The 18,816-nt window shown below is 68.1% G+C and carries 22 protein-coding genes; 7 read left to right on the forward strand and 15 right to left on the reverse strand.

What is annotated here, in order from left to right; translation table 11 throughout:
* Window positions 1-41: 41 nt before the first annotated feature.
* Both AC4ELH_RS18755 and AC4ELH_RS18760 read right to left on the reverse strand, forming a co-directional pair.
* Window positions 42-1,178, reverse strand: a complete 1,137-nt coding sequence (locus AC4ELH_RS18755; RefSeq protein ID WP_498885894.1) for an Rv0497 family membrane protein — start codon at window positions 1,176-1,178, stop codon at window positions 42-44.
* Window positions 1,179-1,208: 30 nt separating this feature from the next.
* Window positions 1,209-2,180, reverse strand: coding sequence for a Ppx/GppA family phosphatase (locus AC4ELH_RS18760; protein ID WP_498885896.1), 972 nt, complete (start codon window positions 2,178-2,180; stop codon window positions 1,209-1,211).
* Between the two features lie 149 nt (window positions 2,181-2,329).
* Between AC4ELH_RS18760 and AC4ELH_RS18765 the strand changes: the two genes are divergently transcribed.
* Complete coding sequence (locus AC4ELH_RS18765) at window positions 2,330-3,115, forward strand: DUF3109 family protein (protein WP_448443802.1); 786 nt, start codon at window positions 2,330-2,332, stop codon at window positions 3,113-3,115.
* A 4-nt stretch (window positions 3,116-3,119) separates the two neighbouring features.
* Here the strand turns inward: AC4ELH_RS18765 and regX are convergent, their stop codons facing one another.
* From regX to AC4ELH_RS18795, 6 genes are all read right to left on the reverse strand, one after another.
* A complete protein-coding gene (gene regX / locus AC4ELH_RS18770; protein WP_448443804.1) occupies window positions 3,120-3,806 on the reverse strand; it encodes a two-component sensory transduction protein RegX in 687 nt (228 codons plus the stop codon).
* Window positions 3,807-3,814: 8 nt separating this feature from the next.
* Window positions 3,815-5,002 carry a sensor histidine kinase gene (locus tag AC4ELH_RS18775; protein ID WP_498885898.1) on the reverse strand — a complete coding sequence of 396 codons (1,188 nt, stop codon included), beginning with the start codon at window positions 5,000-5,002 and terminating at the stop codon, window positions 3,815-3,817.
* 143 nt (window positions 5,003-5,145) lie between these two features.
* Entirely contained in the window at window positions 5,146-5,889 is a 744-nt protein-coding gene (locus tag AC4ELH_RS18780) for a phosphoglyceromutase (RefSeq protein WP_064882256.1), read from the reverse strand.
* Between the two features lie 23 nt (window positions 5,890-5,912).
* On the reverse strand, window positions 5,913-6,410 hold the full coding sequence (locus AC4ELH_RS18785) for a type III secretion system chaperone family protein (RefSeq protein WP_498885899.1): 498 nt from the start codon (window positions 6,408-6,410) through the stop codon (window positions 5,913-5,915).
* A 25-nt stretch (window positions 6,411-6,435) separates the two neighbouring features.
* Window positions 6,436-7,743 (reverse strand): D-inositol-3-phosphate glycosyltransferase, encoded by a 1,308-nt coding sequence (gene mshA / locus AC4ELH_RS18790; protein WP_498885901.1) that lies wholly within the window; start codon window positions 7,741-7,743, stop codon window positions 6,436-6,438.
* Window positions 7,744-7,753: 10 nt separating this feature from the next.
* Window positions 7,754-9,112 carry an ROK family protein gene (locus tag AC4ELH_RS18795; RefSeq protein WP_498885903.1) on the reverse strand — a complete coding sequence of 453 codons (1,359 nt, stop codon included), beginning with the start codon at window positions 9,110-9,112 and terminating at the stop codon, window positions 7,754-7,756.
* A 189-nt stretch (window positions 9,113-9,301) separates the two neighbouring features.
* Between AC4ELH_RS18795 and AC4ELH_RS18800 the strand changes: the two genes are divergently transcribed.
* Window positions 9,302-10,066, forward strand: a complete 765-nt coding sequence (locus AC4ELH_RS18800; protein ID WP_498885905.1) for an SDR family oxidoreductase — start codon at window positions 9,302-9,304, stop codon at window positions 10,064-10,066.
* A 117-nt stretch (window positions 10,067-10,183) separates the two neighbouring features.
* On the opposite strand, the gene AC4ELH_RS18805 is transcribed toward AC4ELH_RS18800, so the two are convergent.
* Both AC4ELH_RS18805 and AC4ELH_RS18810 read right to left on the reverse strand, forming a co-directional pair.
* Entirely contained in the window at window positions 10,184-11,512 is a 1,329-nt protein-coding gene (locus AC4ELH_RS18805; protein WP_498885907.1) for a L,D-transpeptidase, read from the reverse strand.
* 6 nt (window positions 11,513-11,518) lie between these two features.
* On the reverse strand, window positions 11,519-12,610 hold the full coding sequence (locus AC4ELH_RS18810; RefSeq protein ID WP_498885908.1) for a UDP-N-acetylmuramate dehydrogenase: 1,092 nt from the start codon (window positions 12,608-12,610) through the stop codon (window positions 11,519-11,521).
* A gap of 26 nt (window positions 12,611-12,636) precedes the next feature.
* On the opposite strand from AC4ELH_RS18810, the gene AC4ELH_RS18815 reads away from it, so the two are divergent.
* From AC4ELH_RS18815 to AC4ELH_RS18835, 5 genes are read left to right on the forward strand one after another with little or no spacing between them, the layout of a single operon-like run.
* On the forward strand, window positions 12,637-13,143 hold the full coding sequence (locus AC4ELH_RS18815; protein WP_498885909.1) for a DUF2505 domain-containing protein: 507 nt from the start codon (window positions 12,637-12,639) through the stop codon (window positions 13,141-13,143).
* A 26-nt stretch (window positions 13,144-13,169) separates the two neighbouring features.
* Window positions 13,170-13,682, forward strand: a complete 513-nt coding sequence (locus AC4ELH_RS18820; RefSeq protein WP_064957093.1) for a DUF2505 domain-containing protein — start codon at window positions 13,170-13,172, stop codon at window positions 13,680-13,682.
* Window positions 13,657-14,466, forward strand: a complete 810-nt coding sequence (locus AC4ELH_RS18825) for a class I SAM-dependent methyltransferase (protein ID WP_064882331.1) — start codon at window positions 13,657-13,659, stop codon at window positions 14,464-14,466. The genes AC4ELH_RS18820 and AC4ELH_RS18825 overlap by 26 nt, the downstream gene beginning before the upstream one ends.
* A gap of 54 nt (window positions 14,467-14,520) precedes the next feature.
* Window positions 14,521-15,336 (forward strand): carbon-nitrogen hydrolase family protein, encoded by an 816-nt coding sequence (locus tag AC4ELH_RS18830; protein WP_064882243.1) that lies wholly within the window; start codon window positions 14,521-14,523, stop codon window positions 15,334-15,336.
* Complete coding sequence (locus AC4ELH_RS18835; RefSeq protein ID WP_064957094.1) at window positions 15,333-16,235, forward strand: LmeA family phospholipid-binding protein; 903 nt, start codon at window positions 15,333-15,335, stop codon at window positions 16,233-16,235. Before AC4ELH_RS18830 ends, AC4ELH_RS18835 begins: the two co-directional genes overlap by 4 nt.
* Window positions 16,236-16,247: 12 nt before the next feature.
* On the opposite strand, the gene deoC is transcribed toward AC4ELH_RS18835, so the two are convergent.
* From deoC to AC4ELH_RS18860, 5 genes are all read right to left on the reverse strand, one after another.
* A complete protein-coding gene (deoC, locus tag AC4ELH_RS18840) occupies window positions 16,248-16,928 on the reverse strand; it encodes a deoxyribose-phosphate aldolase (RefSeq protein ID WP_498885912.1) in 681 nt (226 codons plus the stop codon).
* Window positions 16,928-17,347 carry a DUF2599 domain-containing protein gene (locus tag AC4ELH_RS18845; RefSeq protein WP_448443819.1) on the reverse strand — a complete coding sequence of 140 codons (420 nt, stop codon included), beginning with the start codon at window positions 17,345-17,347 and terminating at the stop codon, window positions 16,928-16,930. Before AC4ELH_RS18845 ends, deoC begins: the two co-directional genes overlap by 1 nt.
* A 4-nt stretch (window positions 17,348-17,351) precedes the next feature.
* A complete protein-coding gene (locus AC4ELH_RS18850; RefSeq protein WP_055110484.1) occupies window positions 17,352-17,636 on the reverse strand; it encodes a DUF2516 family protein in 285 nt (94 codons plus the stop codon).
* A gap of 73 nt (window positions 17,637-17,709) precedes the next feature.
* A complete protein-coding gene (locus AC4ELH_RS18855; RefSeq protein ID WP_064882233.1) occupies window positions 17,710-18,351 on the reverse strand; it encodes a hypothetical protein in 642 nt (213 codons plus the stop codon).
* A 60-nt stretch (window positions 18,352-18,411) separates the two neighbouring features.
* Window positions 18,412-18,816 (reverse strand): helix-turn-helix domain-containing protein, encoded by a 405-nt coding sequence (locus AC4ELH_RS18860; protein ID WP_055110485.1) that lies wholly within the window; start codon window positions 18,814-18,816, stop codon window positions 18,412-18,414.

An 18,816-nucleotide genomic window follows, 5' to 3' on the forward strand; every position in this document is an offset into this window, starting at 1 on the left:
ATTGTGTACTGAGGCTGCTGCGCTCCTCGCGTGCGCAGGCGCTAACTCGCCTGCAGCAGCGCCAGCGGGCCAAAGGTCACCAGGGCTCCCACCGCCACCGCAGTCAGCGTGCTGCCGATGTCCTCGGTCTTGCGGACCACCCGCACGCCACCGGCCAGGCCGAGGATGACCAGCACCCCGAGCACCAGCGCGACGATGGTGTTCCACTTCCACAGCTGATCGAAGGCGACGAACAGACCGGCACCGAAGGCCACCGCGATCACGCACTGACCGACGATCCACATTCCGCGGACCAGTGGGGAGGCGGGCGGCTGGTCGTCGTCGAATTCGTCGTGCTCGTCGAAGTCACCGGCCGTACCGGTGCCCTCGGACAGCTCTCCGTCGTGTTCGAGATCGACGTCGTCGCGGCCACGGGGACGGCGGGCCTGCTCGTCGGCGACGGACCCGCCGCCGAACAACGGGCCGAGCGAAGCGTACGAACCGTCGCCGTATTCGTCGTCGTAGTCGTCACCCGCGTAGTCGTCGTAGACGGTGTCGTCGACTGCGTCCACACCGAGTTCGTGGGCGTCGGGCTCCACCAGCGCGTCATCCGACTCCGCGGCGTCGACCGCGCCGATGTCGTAGAGCGGGTCGGGGCTCATCCGCTCAGCGCCGGTACCCGATGGTCGGTAGTCCCGTGCCGGCGCCTTGGGCTGCGCGCGCCGCGGACGTGGCCGGAATTCGATCGGCTCGGGGTCGGCGTCACGTGCCGCCAGGTGCGCGTCGTAGTCGTCCTCGGCCTCGGTGCGCACCTCTTCTTCGGGCTCCACCGGCCTGGGCGGCTTGACCCGAGGGGCCCGAGATGGCCGGGGGCCACCGTTGCGGACCCGCGGCTCGTCCCGCGGTTGTTCGCGGGGCTCGCGTGTTTCGCGGGGTTCATCGCGGATCGGGGCCACGACGGCGGTGTCGACCAGTGGATCAGGCGCTGGAACCGACTCGTCGAGGGTTTCGGGCTCCATGTCATCGGTGATGACCGGGATCTCGCCGGTGAGTTCGGCAACCGTCACCGAGTCGCTGTTACCGCGCCGACGCCGACGGCGACCGCCGACCGGCGGTGCCCCGATCGTCCCGTTCTTTGCCAGCAACTCGGCGACCGAGATCGGTCGGGTGCCGGATGGGCTGTTCTCTGGTCCTGTCATACCTATGTTGCCTTTGGGGCTAGCTTTTCCTTAACGTCGGGCGTCCCGCGCCGACGTCTCTACCAAGGCTGTGCCGTCGGCCTCGCTGTCGAGTTTCCGCAGAATCAACCCCTCCCGCAACGCCCAGGGGCAAATGTCGACGGAATCGATCTCCAGTGCTCGCATACTAGCCTCAGCTACCAAAGCACCGGCCACGATCTGTGGTGCCCTCTCGGCACTCACCCCTTCCAGTTCGGCACGGTCAGCCGCTGTCATCCTAGAGATGAAAGCTATGAGCTGTCTTAATCCAGCCGCGGTGAGGGTCCGCTTCACCCGCGGGCCTGCGCCCGAGGGGGCCGCCCCGGTGAGTCGGGCCAGCGATCGGAAGGTCTTCGACGTCGCCACCGCGAGGTCCGGATTTCCGGACCGGCGCATGGTGGTGCCGGCGTCGGACAGCTCGGTGGCCAGCCAGTCCCGCAGCATCGCGACCCGGCGCCGCCCAGGTGGGTCTTCGGCCAACCATTCCCTGGTCAACCGGCCCGCTCCCAGTGGCAGCGAGAGCGCCACCTCCGGCTCTTCGTCGACCCCGCTGGACAGTTCCAGCGAGCCGCCGCCGATGTCGATGTTGATGATGCGGCCCGCGCTCCAGCCGTACCAGCGGCGCACCGCCAGGAAGGTCAGGCGGGATTCGTCGACCCCGCTCAGCACGCCGAGGGAAACCCCGGTCTCGGCCCGCACCCGGGCCAGCACCTCCTCGGAGTTGGTGGCGTCGCGCACCGCAGAGGTGGCAAACGCCATCAATTCGGCACAACCCGAGCTGGTGGCAATCTTGGCGAACTCGTCGACCGTGGCCACCAGGCTGTCGGCGCCCTTGCGGGTCAGTTTGCCGGAGCTGTCGATCGCCTCGGCGAGTCGCAGCGCTGCCTTGGTGGAGCTCATCGGGGTCGGGTGTCCGCCACGGCGTGCATCCACCACGAGGAGATGAACCGTGTTGCTCCCGACATCGAGCACGCCTAACCGCACTGCACCAACCTAACGGCAGCCCACCAGCGCTTCGTGGCCGGACCTCCCGCAACCCGCGAGATGCGCCCGCCGGGGCTGTGGGACTTCCGACCGTGCGTCGTGCCGCAGTTGGGAAATGCGTTCCGCCATATAGGGGTACCGTTTGCGCCGTGACAGATGTGCATCCCGGCGAAGTCGAACTCGACTTTGCCCGCGAATGGGTGGAGTTCTACGACCCGGAGGACGCGACCCATCTGATCGCGGCCGATATGACGTGGTTGCTGTCCCGCTGGACGTGTGTGTTCGGCACACCGGCCTGCAAGGGCACCGTCGAGGGCCGCCCGGACGACGGCTGCTGCTCGCATGGCGCGTTCCTTTCTGACGACGACGACCGGGCCCGGCTCGACGACGCGGTCAAACAGTTGACCGACGAGGACTGGCAGTTCCGGGACAAGGGCCTGGGCCGCAAGGGCTTCCTGGAGGACGACGAGTACGACGGCAAGCCCAACCTGCGGACCCGAAAGTACAAGGGGGCGTGCATCTTCCTGAACCGCCCGGGCTTTCCCGGCGGCATCGGATGCGCGCTGCACAGCAAGGCCCTCAAGCTCGGGGTCGAGCCGCTGACCATGAAGCCCGACGTGTGCTGGCAGTTGCCGATCCGACGCAGCCAGGAGTGGATCACCCGGCCCGACGACACTCAGATCCTGCGCACCGTGATCACCGAGTACGACCGGCGCGGCTGGGGCGAGGGCGGTGCGGACCTGCACTGGTACTGCACCGGTGACCCCGCCGCCCATGTCGGCGCCCGCCCGGTGTTCGAGTCGTACGCCCCCGAGCTCACCGCGGTGCTCGGCGAGAAGGCCTACGCCGAGTTGGCCGCGATGTGCCGGCGGCGCAGCGCCCTCGGCCTGGTCGCCGTGCATCCGGCGACCCGCGCCGCCGAGCACACCGAGTGAGAACTCAGCCCTCCAGCTTGTAGCCGAGGCCACGCACCGTGACCAGGTGCACCGGGTTGGCCGGATCGGACTCGATCTTGGACCGCAGCCGCTTGACATGCACGTCAAGGGTTTTGGTGTCACCCACGTAGTCGGCACCCCACACCCGGTCGATGAGCTGGCCACGGGTGAGCACCCGGCCACTGTTGCGCATCAGGTACTCCAGAAGGTCGAACTCCTTGAGCGGCAACGTGATCTGCTCCCCGTTGACGCTCACGACGTGTCGTTCCACATCCATCCGGACCGGGCCGGCTTCCAGCACGCCGTCACCGATCGCGCTTTCGTCGGTGTCGGAGCCGCGCCGCAGCACCGCCCGGATCCGCGCGATCAGTTCGCGGGCCGAATACGGCTTGGTGACATAGTCATCGGCACCCAACTCGAGGCCGACGACCTTGTCGATCTCACTGTCCCGTGCGGTGACCATGATCACCGGCACGCTGGACCGGGCACGCAGTTGCTTACAGACGTCGGTACCGCTCATCCCCGGCAGCATCAGGTCCAGCAGGACGATATCGGCGCCGGAGCGCTCGAACTCGGCCAGTGCAGAGGGACCATCGGCCACCACGGTGGCCTCGAAGCCTTCCTTGCGGAGCAGGAATGCCAGGGGATCGGCCAGCGACTCCTCGTCCTCAACGATCAACACGCTGGTCATCGGTCTCGCTAATCCTCTCGGTCGTCTGAGTCACCTGTGGACTCATCGGTTTCGGGATAGGCCGGAATCGACAGGGTGAATGTCGACCCGGTGCCCGGCTGACTCCACAGCCGGATGGTTCCGTTGTGGTTCGCGGCCACGTGTTTGACGATCGCCAGGCCCAGCCCGGTACCGCCGGTGGCACGCGACCGGGCCTTGTCGACCCGGAAGAACCGCTCGAAGACCCGTTCCTGATCGGCCTTGGCGATTCCGATACCGCGGTCGGTGACCGCGATCTCGACGCTGCCGCCCCGCCGGCGCCGGCTCACCGAGATGCCGGACCCGTTGGGCGAGTATGCAATTGCGTTGGACACCAGATTGGCGATGGCGGTCACGAGCAAGGTCTGGTCACCCAGTACCCGGTAGCCGGTCGCGGCGTCGGTGGTAATCGAGATGTCGGCTTTGTCGGCGGCCACCTTGTGCCGCGACAGCGCCTCGGACACCACAGTGTCGACGTCGACGGCCCCCAGATCGGGCAGTCGCTCGGCGCCCTGTAGCCGGGACAGTTCGATCAGCTCGCCCACCATGTCGGCCAGCCGCAGCGATTCGGCCACCATCTTGTCGGAGAAGCGGCGCACCATGTCGGGGTCGTCGGCGGAGGCCTGGAGCGCCTCTGCGAGCACCCGCATGGCCCCCACCGGGGTCTTGAGCTCGTGGCTGACATTGGCCACGAAGTCACGGCGCGTGGCTTCCATCCGGGCGTGCTCGGACTGGTCGTCGGCGTAGACGACCGCGAAGCGGCGGTCCTCACTGCTCAGCGGCCGCACCCAGCCGCGCACCGAGATGCCCGACCGGCCCGGGTGCGGGAGCTTGCGGGGCGACAGGTCGACGTCGATGGGCTGGCCGGTGGCGAACACCTGCTCGGCCGCGCGCCACGCCCGGTCGTCGAGCAGGCGGTCGCGCACGACGCCGAGTTCGCTCGCGCGGTCGTTGGCGTAGACGACGTCGTTGAACGTGTCGACCACGACGATGCCGTTGGGTGCTGCAGACACGATGTGCTGCAGCATCTGCGACACCGTCAGGCCGGCCTGATCAGCTTCGCGCTGCTGCCGCTTGGCCACGATGCGGGGGGCGACCACGGCGGCCACCCCCGCACCGACGATCAGCGCGAGCAACGACACGACCGCCGTCAGCAGTAACGCCGACACCAAGCTCACGCGAAAATCGTACGCACACGGTGAACGTCATCCCAGCAGCGTGCGGCCAAAACGGGACAAGTCACACCGACAAATACAGGAGTTCGGCTGTCGTTAACCCTCGGTAACCTGCTGTTTGCCCGCAAGCCCGCGTGTCCAGCGAACTATTTCTTGGCGCCCTGCGCGGCGACTGCGGCGGCACCGGCGGCGGCCGCCTCGGGGTCGAGGTACTCACCGCCTGCGACCAGGGGCTTGAGGTTCTCGTCCAGGTCATAGCGCAGCGGGATGCCGGTCGGGATGTTCAGGCCGACGACGTCCTCGTCGGACATTCCGTCGAGGTACTTGACCAGCGCACGCAGCGAGTTTCCGTGGGCGGCGATCAGGACCGTCTTGCCGGCCTTGAGGTCGGGCACGATCGTCGCCTCGTAGTACGGCACGAACCGGGTCACGACGTCCTTGAGGCATTCGGTCAGCGGGCCGCCACCGATGTCGGCGTAGCGGGGATCGGCGTCCTGGCTGAACTCGCTGCCCTTCTCGATGGCCGGCGGCGGGGTGTCGTAGCTGCGCCGCCACGCCATGAACTGCTCTTCGCCGTACTTTTCCTTGGTCGCGGCCTTGTCCAGGCCCTGCAGCGCGCCGTAGTGCCGCTCGTTGAGCCGCCAGTCGCGGTGCACGGGGATCCAGTGCCGGTCGGCGGCATCCAGCGCCAGGTTGGCGGTGGTGATCGCGCGACGCAGCAGCGAGGTGTAGACCACGTCGGGCAACACGTCGTTCTCGACCAGCAGCTGGCCGCCGCGGACGGCCTCGGTGCGGCCCTTATCGGTGAGGTCGACGTCGACCCATCCCGTGAACAGGTTCTTCTGGTTCCAGTCGCTCTCACCGTGGCGGAGCAGGATCAGCGTCGGCATGCGTGTGATCTTCTCACGAGCGCCTAGTCCTCGATCAGGTGCTCGAACGCCTCCAAGTTCTTCAGCGACTCACCGCGCGACACGCGCCATTCCCACTCTTTCTGGATGGAGGAGCGGAAGCCCAGTTCCAGCAAGGTGTTGAAGTCGGAGTCGACGGCCTCGAGCACCTGGCCGAGCACCCGGTCGATCTCCTCGGCGGTGACCGCATGCAGGGCCATCCGGCCGACGAGGTAGATGTCGCCGACATTGTCGAGGGTGTAGGCGACGCCGTAGAGCCTGCGGTTGCGTTTGAGCAGGAACCGGTAGACGCCCTCGAAGTTCTCGTCGGGCTTGCGGCACACGAACGCCTCGACGCGCACCGAATGCTCACCGATGCTCAGGATGGTGTTGGTCTTGAGCTTCCGTTCCCCCGGCAGCTCGACGACGATGCCGGGCAGGCCGCCGCGTGCGCCCTCGTGGTGGTGGTAGACCAGCTCGTGCTCGTCGAGGCTGTCGGTGATGATCTTTGCGACGTCGCTCATGATGCGGTTCCCTCGCAAGCTTCGCTCATAGCGCCCGCACCCCACGGCGCAGCGCGAACCGGCGCCCGGGACGCCGGCCCGACGGCCTGCGATGCCGGGACCGGTAATCACTCATGGCATGGGCATAGCTGTTCAGCAGGGCGTCGACGGTGTGCGCCCAGGAGAACTGTGCCGCGTGGGCCGCGGCGGCCAGGCGCAACGGACCCGGATCGCGCTGCAGCACGCCGTCGATGGCAGCCGCCCAGTCCTCGACGTCGTGTCCGTCGACCAGGGCGCCGCTGACTCCGTCGGCCACCGCGACCGGCAGACCGCCGACCGCGGCCGCCACCACGGGCGTCCCGCAGGCCTGGGCCTCGATCGCGACCAGGCCGAACGACTCGGAGTAGCTGGGCACCGCGACCAGATCGGCGGCGCGATACACGTTGACCAACTGTTCGCGGGACTGCGGGGGCAGGAACGTCACGCGGTCGGTGATACCCAGTTCGTCGGCAAGACGAACCAGGGTGTCGGGCTCGGCCAGGCCACTACCCGACGGCCCGCCCGCGACCAGCACCCGGACGGCGGGCAGTTTGGCGGCAGCCCGCAACAGCACGTCGGGCGCCTTGAGCGGCTGGATCCGGCCCACGAACGCCACCACCTGCTCGTGGGACGCAATGCCCAGGACGGCCCGCGCCGCATCGCGATCACCCGGGGTGAAGGCATCCAGGTCCACCCCGGGATGCACTACATCGATCCGTCCCGGATCGGCGTGGTGCAGCGAAACCAGTTGCTGTGCTTCATTTTCGGTGTTGACGATGAGTCGGTCGGCCTCGTCGACCACCTGCTGCTCCCCCACTGCGCGCAGCGGCGGCTCGGGCGAATCACCGGCGGCGAGTGAAGCGTTCTTCACCGCGGCCAGGGTGTGCGCGGTATGAACCAGCGGCACCGCCCAGCGGTCCCGGGCCAGCCAGCCGACCTGACCGGACAGCCAGTAGTGCGAGTGGACGACGTCGTAATAGCCGGGCTCGTGTGTCGCCTCGGCGCGCAGCACCCCCGCGGTGAACGCGCACAGCTGCGTGGGCAGGTCGTACTTGTCCAGGCCCTCGAACGGCCCGGCCACCACATTGCGCACCAACACCCCCGGCGCCACCGGCACCACCGGGGCATCCGACGAGGAGGTGGCCCTGGTGAAAACCTCCACCTCGACGCCACGACGGGCCAACTGCAACGCGGTCTGCAGCACGTAGACATTCATCCCGCCGGCATCACCGGTGCCCGGCTGCGCCAGCGGCGAGGTGTGTACGGAAATGACCGCAACGCGGCGGGGAAGCTCGAGGTCTGACGCTAGACGCACACCTCTATGTCTACACCGCGGCTATGCCGGCCCCGTTCGCCGACCGGCGGGTTTGGGCACGCCGCATGGCGCCGATCGGATCCGCGTAGAGACCGCCCAGCGAAACGATGCCGGCACTGGCCTCCTGGACCCGGTTACCGAAGGCCGTCAGCCGGATGTCACGGGGCCCCAGCACCGAGCGGCGCGTGACGGCGTCCTCCACGACGGGCATGCCTTCGGGGTATTCGGTGAAGGCCTGGCCCCCGAGCACCAGATCGTCGGGATTGAGCAGATCGCGCAGGAGCGCGACGGCCTCGCCGAGCACGCGGGCCCGGTCGGCCAGCAGCTCGACCGCCTTCTCGTTACCCTGCCGGGCCGCGCGAAGCACCGCGGGAAGCGTCGAGGAGGGACCTTCAGCCGGGATGATCCGCAGTTTGCGGGCCGCGTTGAGCACCGCCTCGTCACTTACCGTGGTCTCCAATTGCCCTGAGCCGCCCAGCAATTCGGATTGCGCAGGCAGACCGGCGATGGTGCCGGGACCGCTGGCCGGGGAGTGCACCCGGCCGTCGATCGAGAGCGCATAGCCGACGGTCTCGCGGGCATAGACATAGAGGCTGGTCCGGGCCGGAGCGCCGGCGGCCTCCGGGGAGGATCGCCGTCCCCCCAGCAGCAGTTCGGCACCGGCCATCGCATCGACATGCGAGGCCACCGACACGGGCAGCGCAAGCGCTTCGGCAAGCACCGGGCCCACCGGGGCATCGGCCCAGCCCAGCCGCGGGTGATCGAGGTATCCGGTGGCGCTGTCGACGACGCCACCGGCGGCGACACCGACCCACAGCGGGCGACGACGGTGCCAGCGGCTCAGGTACCGGCGGGCGCTGGCAGCCAAGGTGGCCAATGCTGCGGACTGGGGCCCCGACGGGGTCGGCGTCTCGACCACGTCGAGCGTGCGGCCGAACAGGTCGGTGGCCACGATGCTGGTGGTGCGCGCGCCGATGTGGATGCCGAGCGTGAGGTAGGGCTCGTGGTTGACCTCGACGGGCACCCGGGGCCGTCCGATGGCCCCGGAGACCGCGAGATCGGCACGCTCACGCAGGATTCCGGCGTCGAGCAGTGCGGTGACCTGACGGTTGACGGTCGCGATGCTCAACTGCGTGAGCTGCGCGATGGCGTCCCGGGCGATGGGCCCGCGGGTGCGGACGGCGCTGAAGACCGAGGCCGCGGCGGCGTCAGGCACCTTCAGCGACGGAGCGACGATGTGCAGCAGCCGCGACTGCGGGTAGCGCGAGGCGGCGGACAGCGACCGAGCGGTCCGCGTGGCGGCGCCGTTCGAAGAGACGGCAGCGGAACGGGCGGAAGTGCGGCGGGGAGCGGCGATGGCGGTGGTCACGTGAATGGTCCTTACTGGTTGTCGGCTGGTGGGTGAAGACCACACCTGGCGACTCAGCAGGACGTGAAACGGTGTCCGGGTTCAGTCAGGCGCGGCGGGGTGCGCGACAACAACACGCACGCCGCACGAAGCGGGACTGGAGCTTTCCGGACACACGAAGAACTTAGCACGCCATCTAATGTTGGTCATGTGACGACATCACAGTCAGAAAAAAGGGTCGCAGTGGTCACGGGCGCCAGCGCCGGGATCGGTGCCGCAACCGCCAGATCCCTTGCCGCCCTGGGCTTTCACGTGGTTTGCGCGGCCCGTCGGGCCGATCTGATCCAGGAGCTGGCCGACGAGATCGGCGGTACCGCGATTGTGGCGGACGTCACCGACCAGGACTCCGTCGACGCCTTGGCGGCCCAGTTGGACCGGGTGGATGTGCTGGTGAACAACGCCGGCGGGGCCCGCGGGCTGGAGCCGGTGGCCGACGCCGACATCGACAACTGGCGCTGGATGTGGGAGTCCAATGTGCTGGGCACCCTGCGCGTCACCCGCGCGCTGCTGCCCAAGCTCATCGACTCCGGCGACGGGCTCATCATCACCGTCACCTCGATCGCCGCCGTCGAGATCTATGACAACGGGGCGGGCTACACCTCGGCCAAGCACGCCCAGGGCGTCCTGCACCGCACCCTGCGCAGCGAATTGCTCGGAAAACCCGTGCGGCTCACCGAAGTTGCGCCCGGGATGGTGCAGACCGACTTCTCGCTGAACCGCTTTGACGGAGACGAGGAGCGAGCCGAGAAGGTCTATGAGGGGGTTACCCCGCTGGTGGCCGAGGACATCGCCGAGGTGATCGGTTTCGTCGCCTCACGCCCGTCTCACGTCGACCTCGACCTGATCGTGGTCAGGCCGCGTGACCAGGTCAGCGGGGCCCCCGGGTCGCGCTTCAACCGGAGGTTGAACGACTAGCCCAGTAACCGGAGGTTGAACGACTAGCCCGGTAACCGCACCTGACAACCGCGAAAGCAACGCTGTGGTCGTTGGCGCAATGCCGCAACGACCACAGCGTTGCTTTCGGCGCAGAAATCAACCGCCCGGCGTGGGCTTCGGCGGCGTTGTTGTCGTCGGGGTGCCGGACAGGGTGGGCGCGTCGGTCGGCGTCGCCGGCGCGCTGGCCGGCAGATTCGACGGCGAATCCTCCGAGGACAGCGCGGACATGGACTTCCACTCGTTCCAGTCCACCGCCCAGTCCCAGAGGTCGCCGTCGGCGTAGGACAGCTGGATCCGGGTCCCGGTCACCTCGACCGGGTCGCCGTACATCGCGCTGTTGAAGTACTGCTGCGAGTTCTCCAGGTTCAGGTTGATGCAACCGTTGGTCACGTTGGTGTTGCCCTGCGAACCGATGCTGTTCGGGTTGCAGTGGATGAACTCGCCGTTGTTGGAGATACGCACCGCGAAGCGTTCGTGCACATTGCTGTACCCGGCGGCCGGGTTGGTCATCCAGAAGTCCTCGTACTTCTCGGTGACCACGTGGATGCCGCTACGCGTGACGTTGCGGTCCAGGTCGCCCTCGCCGTAGCTGCACGGGAAGTCCATGATCACCGCGCCGGATCCGTCGAGCACCTGGATGCGGTGGCTGGAGGCCTCGGCCTTGACGACCTGGCGGCGGCCGATCTCGATGTCGAGCGTCGAGTCCGCCGCACCGTAGGCGCCGTCACCGAAGCTGACGCCGTACAGCGGCGCCTTGACGCTGACCTTGGTTCCGGCCGGGTAGTACTCCCGGGTGCGCCAGTGCACGCGCGAGCCCCCGGCCTCGTCGGGCAGCCATGCCCAGCTGCCCTCGACGGGCGGGGTGGTGGTGACCTGAAGAGCTTTTTCGACGGTCGCCCGGTACTTGTCGTCGATCGCGGCGTCGAACTGCAGGATGATCGGCGCGGCCACGCCGACGACCTGGCCGTCGGCGAGCTGGAACTGGCCGTTGACCTGTTTCTGCGGGGCGACGGTGGAGAACTTGCCCTGCACGGATGCGGACTTGCCGTCCTGGCCCACCACGGCACCCGCCCACGTGTAGGTGGATTCGTAGCCGAGGGGTTCGGTGACAGTGAACGCGGTGCGGTCGCTGTTGAATTTGCCGGCGACGACCTTGCCGTTGGCGTTGGTCAGGCTGACGCGCTGGAACACGCCGTTCTCGACCTTGACGCCGACCGGCGCCGTCGGCAGCACGTCATCGGAGTCGGCGGCAGGCTCGTAGGTCACCGTCGGCGCCACCGGCCCGGCTGCCTCAGGTGCCGAGACGGGCGACTTTCCCGAGCAGGCAGCCAGCAGTCCGGCTCCCATTCCGACGGTCAACACCGTCAGGGCACGCCGCCGATTGAACAACGGCGCATCCGCCTCTATATCACCGCCAGGGCTCACGTGGATCTAGGGTACTGATAGATCGCACCCAATCAGAATCGGTTCTGGGTGCAGCATGATCCCGAAGCGGTCCAAAACACCCGCCTGCACCGCTCTGGCCAGGGCAATCACATCGGCAGTGTTCGCCTCGCCACGATTGGTCAGAGCCAGCGCATGCTTGGTGGAAAGCCGCGCCGGAGCGCCTTCACCGGGGTAGCCCTTACCGAAGCCGGCGTGCTCGACGAGCCAGCCCGCCGCGAGCTTGACCCCGTCGGGTGCCGGGTAATGCGGCACCGCCCCGGCCGCTCCGTCCTGGCCTGCCTCGAACGTGGCCTGCACCCGCTCGAACTCAGCCTGCGACACCACGGGGTTGGTGAAGAACGACCCGACGCTCCAGGTGTCGTGGTCATCGGCGTCGAGCACCATCCCTTTGCCGGCACGCAACTGCAGCACAGTCTGGCGAACACGCGTCGGGTCGGCCCGCTCCCCGGGTTCGACTCCCAGCGCGGTGGCCAGTTCGCGGTACCGCAGCGGTGCGCTGCGCCCCGTCGGATCGAGGGCGAACTCGACTTCGAGCACGATGACGGCATCGGAGTGTTTGAGGATGCTGGTGCGGTAGCCGAACTTGAGTTCTTCCGGTGCGGCCCAACGGACTTCACCCGTGCGCCGGTCGAGCAACCGCACCCGGCTGATGGTGTCGGCGACCTCGGCGCCGTAGGCACCCACGTTCTGCACCGGGGTGGCCCCGGTCGAACCCGGTATCCCGGACAGACATTCGAGGCCGCCCAGCCCATGATTGAGGGAGGACACGACGACGTCGTCGAACACGGCGCCGGCCTCGGCGCGCACCATGTTGCCCTCGACGGTGATCGCGGTGTTGGCCACCCGCACCACGGTGAGATCGGGCATCGTCTCGGAGAGATCGTCGGCCAGCACCACGTTGGATCCGCCGGCCAGCACCAGGATCGGGTCGGCGACCGCGCGCAGCACATCGATCAGCTGATCGGTGCTGGTGCAGGTCAGCACTCTGCGAGCCACCGGACCGACGCGCAGCGTGGTCAGCGGGGCCAGCGCAACCGACTCGGCGACCGCGACCCCGGCAACATACGAACTGACCACGGGCCGTAACGGTAGCCTGACCAGCTATGCCGCGATCATTCGACATGGCCACCGATTACGAAGCCGGCGTCGAACAGATCCACCGGGCATTCGCTGACGAACGGTATTGGTTGGCCCGGCTGGCCGATTCGGGGGCCGACGAAGCCACTCTGGACGCCCTGACCGTGTCCGACGACGGCGAGATCAAAGCGGTCACCACGCAGATCCTGCACGCAAACCGGCTGCCCGGGCTGGTGTCACAGTTTCACCGCGGCGATCTGAAGATCCGCCGCGAGGAGCACTGGCAGCCGATCCGTGACGGCGCGTCCCGCGGCACGGTCCTGGGCTCCATCTCAGGAGCACCGGTGTCGCTGTCCGGGTCCGCGACACTCACGGGGACCGACGGCGGGTGCCGCTTGTCGGTGCACATCACGGTCGAGGTGAGGGTGCCGCTGGTCGGCGGCAAGATCGAGAGTTTCATCGGTTCGCAGCTGGTCGACCTGTTGACCGCCGAGCAACGGTTCACCTCGGGGTGGATCACCGATCACAGCTGAATCCGGCGGCGGTACGGTCGGTAGCCATGAGCCGAAGCCGGCAGTCGACGTTGAGTTTCGACGCACCCGCCGAGACGATGTACGCCGTGTTCGCGGACGGCGATTACTGGCAGGCCCTCATGGACCGATACGACGACCTCACGCCCGGGAAATCCGACATCACGGCGTTCAGCTCCGACGGGAGCGGAATCGAGGTCGAGTTCCGGCAGGTGCTGCCGCGCGAGGAATTGCCCGCCCTCCTGCGATCGGTGATACCGCTCGACATGGCCATCACCCGCAGGCAGATTTTCGGTCCCTTCGACCCGCATGGCGTGAAAGGCCATTACGCCGCGTCGGTCTCACACGTCCCGGGCCGGCTCGACGGCCGCTACGTGCTCACCGGAGCGTCGGCGGGAAGCCGGCTCGAGGTCGACAGCACGTGCAAGGTGCCGATGCCCCTGGTCGGCGGCAAGCTCGAAGACATGGTCCTGCAGTCCGTCAACGAGGTTTTCACCATCGAGGGGGCGTTCACCGCTGAGTGGATCGCCGAGCACGTCTAGACCCGTCGGCGCGGTCACCCGGGGCACCACCGGATACAACCGGCTGCGCCGCAGTGACCGTTGGCTGGTGCACTCGCCGCGGGTACGCAGTGTGCTGCGGGCCGCGACCGATCCGCTGGTGGTCGATCTCGGGTACGGCGCGCTGCCGGTGACCACGCTCGAACTGGCCGCGCGGCTGCAGTCGGTGCGTCCCGACGTGCGGGTCGTCGGCCTGGAGATCCACCCGGAACGGGTGGCCACCGCCCGCGCGATGTCCGGGGCCAGCGACGTTCACTTCGCCCTCGGCGGGTTCGAGTTGGCCGGGCTGCGACCGGTGCTGGTGCGGGCGTTCAACGTGCTGCGTCAGTATCCGGTCGAGGCGGTGCCGGATGCCTGGGCGACGATGTCGCGCCGGCTCGCGCCCGGTGGGCTGATCGTCGACGGGACCTGCGACGAGCTGGGCCGCCGATGCTGCTGGGTGCTGTTGGACGCGGACGGGCCGGTGACCCTGACCCTGGCGTGTGACCCGTTCAGCATCGAGCGGCCGTCGGATCTGGCCGAACGGCTGCCCAAGGTGCTGATCCACCACAACGTCGAAGGTCAGCCGATCCACGCGCTGCTCGGCGCCGCCGACCGGGCGTGGGCCAGCGCGGCCGGGCACGGCGTGTTCGGACCGCGGGTGCGCTGGCGGGCCATGGTGGAGCTGTTGCGCACCGAGGGATGGCCGGTCGCCGCGCCGCGCCGCCGGTTGCGCGACGGAGTGCTCACCGTCCCGTGGGGCGCCGTGGCGCCAGCCACCAATTAAGCACCGTGGCGCCAGCCACAAATCAGGCCCAATGGCCCCACTAAACTGATCCGCATGCGAATTGCCCTGGCGCAGATCGCCACCGACACGGACCCGTCGTCGAATCTCGCACTGGTCGACGAGTACACCCACCGCGCCGCCGCTGATGGCGCCCGGTTGGTGTTGTTCCCCGAGGCCACGATGTGCCGCTTCGGGGTGCCGCTGGGCCCTGTCGCCGAGAACCTCGACGGACCGTGGGCGACGGCGGTACGCGAGATCGCCGCGCGGGCCGGGGTGGTCGTGGTGGCCGGGATGTTCGTCCCCAGTGACGACGGCCGGGTCACCAACACCCTGATCGCGACGGGCCCCGGCGTCGATGCGCACTACGACAAGATCCACCTGTACGACGCCTTCGGGTTCGCCGAATCACGCACTGTGGCACCGGGTTTCGATCCGGTGACCATCACAGTCGACGGGGTCACGGTCGGCCTGAGCACCTGCTACGACATCCGGTTCCCCGAGCTCTATGTGGAGCTGGCCCGCCGCGGCGCCCAGCTGATCACCGTGCATGCCTCATGGGGGTCCGGGCCCGGCAAGCTGGAGCAGTGGACCCTGTTGGCCCGGGCCCGGGCGCTGGACACCACCGGTTTCATCGCCGCGGTGGACCAGGCGTATCCGGGCGACGAGATCGCCAAGGTCGGGCCGACGGGCGTCGGTGGCAGTGTGGTCGCCTCCCCCACCGGTGAGGTTCTCGCCGTGGCCGGGGCCGAGCGGGAGTTGCTGGTTTTCGACGTCGACCTCGACGCCGCCAACCAGGTCCGGGACACCATCGCGGTGCTGCAGAACCGCTCACAGTTCGCTCAGTTCGGTAAGGCACAATCGCTGGGGTGACCGATCCCTGGGCTCGCCCAACCGACCAGTCCCCGCCATCGCCTACCCAGGAGCTGCCTCCGCAGCCCCCGACGGCTCAGCCGGGTCAGGTCGACGAACCGGCACCTGCAGCTCCCCAGCCGCAGGGCCCGGAGAGCCCCTCGGCACTGGCGAAGATCAAGAAGCTGCTGTCGGATCCGTTGTCGGTGGTGCTGGTCTTCGTGATCGTGGTGGCTCTGGTCGCCGCCGGCGTGCTCGGCGGTGAGCTGTACGCCCGCAGCCGGGCCGACAAGATCGTCGCCTCGATCGTCGAATGCATCGTGCAGGACGGTGCGAAGGCCTCGTTCGACCCGCTGCCGCCGTTCCTGATGCAGCACGTGAGCGGCCATTACACCAACATCAACATCGAGACCGCGGGCAACCAAATCCGCGAGGCCAAGGGCATGCAGGTCAAGCTCGGCATCGAGGACGTGCGCATCCAGGAGACCGCCGATTCCAGCGGCACCGTCGGATCGCTGGTCGCCGACATCACCTGGGGCACCGACGGCATCCGCCAGACGGTGGCCGACATGGTCCAGCTGCCGTTCATCGGCTCGGCCATCTCGGATGTGAAGACCAACCCTTCGAACGGGACGATCGAGCTCAAGGGCCTGCTCGGCACCATCACCGCCAAGCCCACGGTGGTCAACAAGGGCATCTCGATGCAGATCGTCGACCTGAGCGCGATCGGACTGTCGTGGCCGCGCGAGACGCTGCAACCCATCCTGGACAAGTTCACCGGCCAGCTGACCGAGAACTATCCGATGGGAATTCACGCCGACAGCGTGCAGGTCACCGACAGCGGCGTGGTGGCGAAGTTTTCGACCAAGAACGCGTCGATGCCGAAACCCGCCGACGATCCCTGCTTCGACAAGCTCTGAGTTTTCCCCCGCTCAGCCGGTGAGGCCGTCGAGCACCGCCCTGGTGCCCGACAGGCCGAGCCGGGTGGCTCCGGCGTCGAGCATCGCGACCGCCACGTCGGCGGTGCGGATGCCGCCGCTCGCCTTGACCCCCACACCGTCGCCCACCGCGCGCGCCATCAGTTCGACGGCCCGGGTGGAAGCGCCTCCGCTGGGGTGAAAGCCGGTGGACGTCTTGACGAAGTCGGCTCCGGCGCCGACGGCGGCCCGGCAGACGTCCTGCAACAACGCCTCGCTGCCGAACTCCAGCAGCGCCGCGGACTCGACGATCACCTTGAGCGTGGCGCCCGGCACCGCTGCACGTACCTCGGCGACCTCGGCTGCGGTCGCGTCGAGGTCGCCCATCAGCGCGATCCCGACGTCGATCACCATGTCGATCTCGGCGGCGCCCGCGGCCACCGCCAGGTGCGATTCGCGGGCCTTGATCTCGGCCAGGTGTTTGCCCGACGGGAAGCCGGACACCGCGGCCACCGCCAGGCCGGACGGGGCCGCCGCGGCCGCGGCGGTGACCAGCGACGGTGACACGCATACCGAGAACACCCCGAGGTCGGCGCCTTCGGCCACCAGCTTCTCGACGTCGGCCACGGTGGCCTCGGGCTTGAGCAAGGTGTGGTCGACCAGGGCCGCCACCTGAGCGCGGGTGTAGCTGCCCATCAGAACGGTTCCTCACTGCCGCCGGGATTGCATCCGCTGGCCAGCATCGCCTCGGGGGCGACCTCGGGCCGCCACGGCTCCAGATTCCAGCTGGTCTTGCCGGGCTCGGTGAGTTCGGCGAACGTCCAGTGACACACGAACTGTTCACGCATCCCGGGCAGGTCGGCATCGGGCGACAGGGCCAGCACCTCGGCCCAGGCCTGGTCGGCCTGCGCGACGTTGCCAGGCTGACGGGCCAGCTCCCGGGCAGCGTCGGTGGGATAGACGCGCAGGCTCGACAGGTCACCCCATTTGGCCCATTCGACGTGGTCGACGTAGACGTGGTCGGCAGCCGGGTCGGCGGCAGCGACGGGGATCGAGGTCAATGTCGCGCCCAGCGCGAGACAAGCCGCGCCGAACGCAGCCAGTGACGAACGCATCAGGTCAGTGCGACTTTCCCTGGATTTCGAGCAGCTTGGGCCGCACATCGACGAGGTAGACACCGGTGGCGCAGGCCGCGATGACGGGGATGAACACACCACCCACCAGCAGCGTCAGCACCGCGCTCACACCCAGGATGGCCAGCCATACGGGCTTGGTGAGCTTGCCGGTGGCCGTGTAGGCGTCCGGACGCTGCATCGCCGCATGCACGAAGGCGTACACGGTCACGAGAACGACCACGTAACCGAGTACGGAAATAATGAGGCCCGCAAGGTTGGCAAGTTGCACCTCACCAGCCTATGCGGGCCTCATCGTCAGCGTCGACCGACGGGGCTCAATGCCCGGCCGATCGACACCGGTATTACTTCTGGGTGACCTTCTTGGCCGGAGTGGCCGTGGTCTTCTTGGCGGCCGGGGTGGCAGCCTTCTTGGCCGGAGCAGCCGGGGCCTTCTTGGCCGGGGCGGCCTTCTTGGCGGGGGCCGCAGCAGCGGGGGCCTCGGCCTTTTCGGCCTTCTTCGGCAGCTCGACGCCGACCAGCTTGGCGGCGCGCTCGCCGACCGCGCGGGTCTGGGTCGCCACGGTGCCCAGAGCCTCCTGGGTCAGCTCGGAGACCTGGTCGGTGTAGCCCTCGACCCGGCTGGCGGCCTCTTCGATGGCCGGCTGGTTGCGCAGGCGCTCCAACGCGGCCTCGCCACGCTCGACCAGCTTGTTGTAGGTCGCGGTGGCCTGATCGGCGTAGCCCTCGGCGGCCTTGCGCAGCTCGTCGGAGTTCAGCTTCTCGCGCAGCTCACCGAACTGGGCCGGCAGCTCCTCCTGCAGCTTGTTCAGGCGGGCACGGCTCTCCTCGACGCGGGCCTCGGCATCGGTGCGCGCGCCTTCGGCACGCTCACGCAGGCTGGCGACGATCTCGTTGACCGTGGCCAGGGCCAGGTCGGCAGCGCCGACGGCGGCCAACAGCGGGGCCTTGAGGTCTTCGATGGTGGGCTGAGTCTTCTCGGTCATGCGAATTCCTTTCTCAGGATGGCTTTTCGTGCGAATGGTTATCGGTCAGTTGGTGAGGTGTCAGTCAGTCGGATCAGATGTCTGCTCCTCACCTGCTTCGGCTTCGTTCTGCTGCCGGAACGATGTGTAGATATCGAGCAGAACCTGCTTCTGCCGCTCGGTGATCCCCACGTCGTTGACGATGGCGTCGCGGACCTCGCTGGGCTCGCTGGGCTCCAAGATCCCGGCGCGCACATAGAGGACTTCCGCGGACACCCGAAGTGCCTTCGCGATCTGGTTGAGCACGTCGGCGGAGGGTTTCCGCAATCCCCGTTCGATCTGGCTCAGGTAGGGATTGCTGACGCCGGCCTTCTCGGCCAACTGCCGAACCGATACCTGCGCCGCCTCGCGCTGGGCCCGGATGAAGCTTCCGATGTCCTGCGCAGCGTTGGAGACGACAGCGGCGAGATTTTCGTCTTGCGCCAT

The organism is Mycobacterium shunyiense (genome assembly GCF_058270075.1).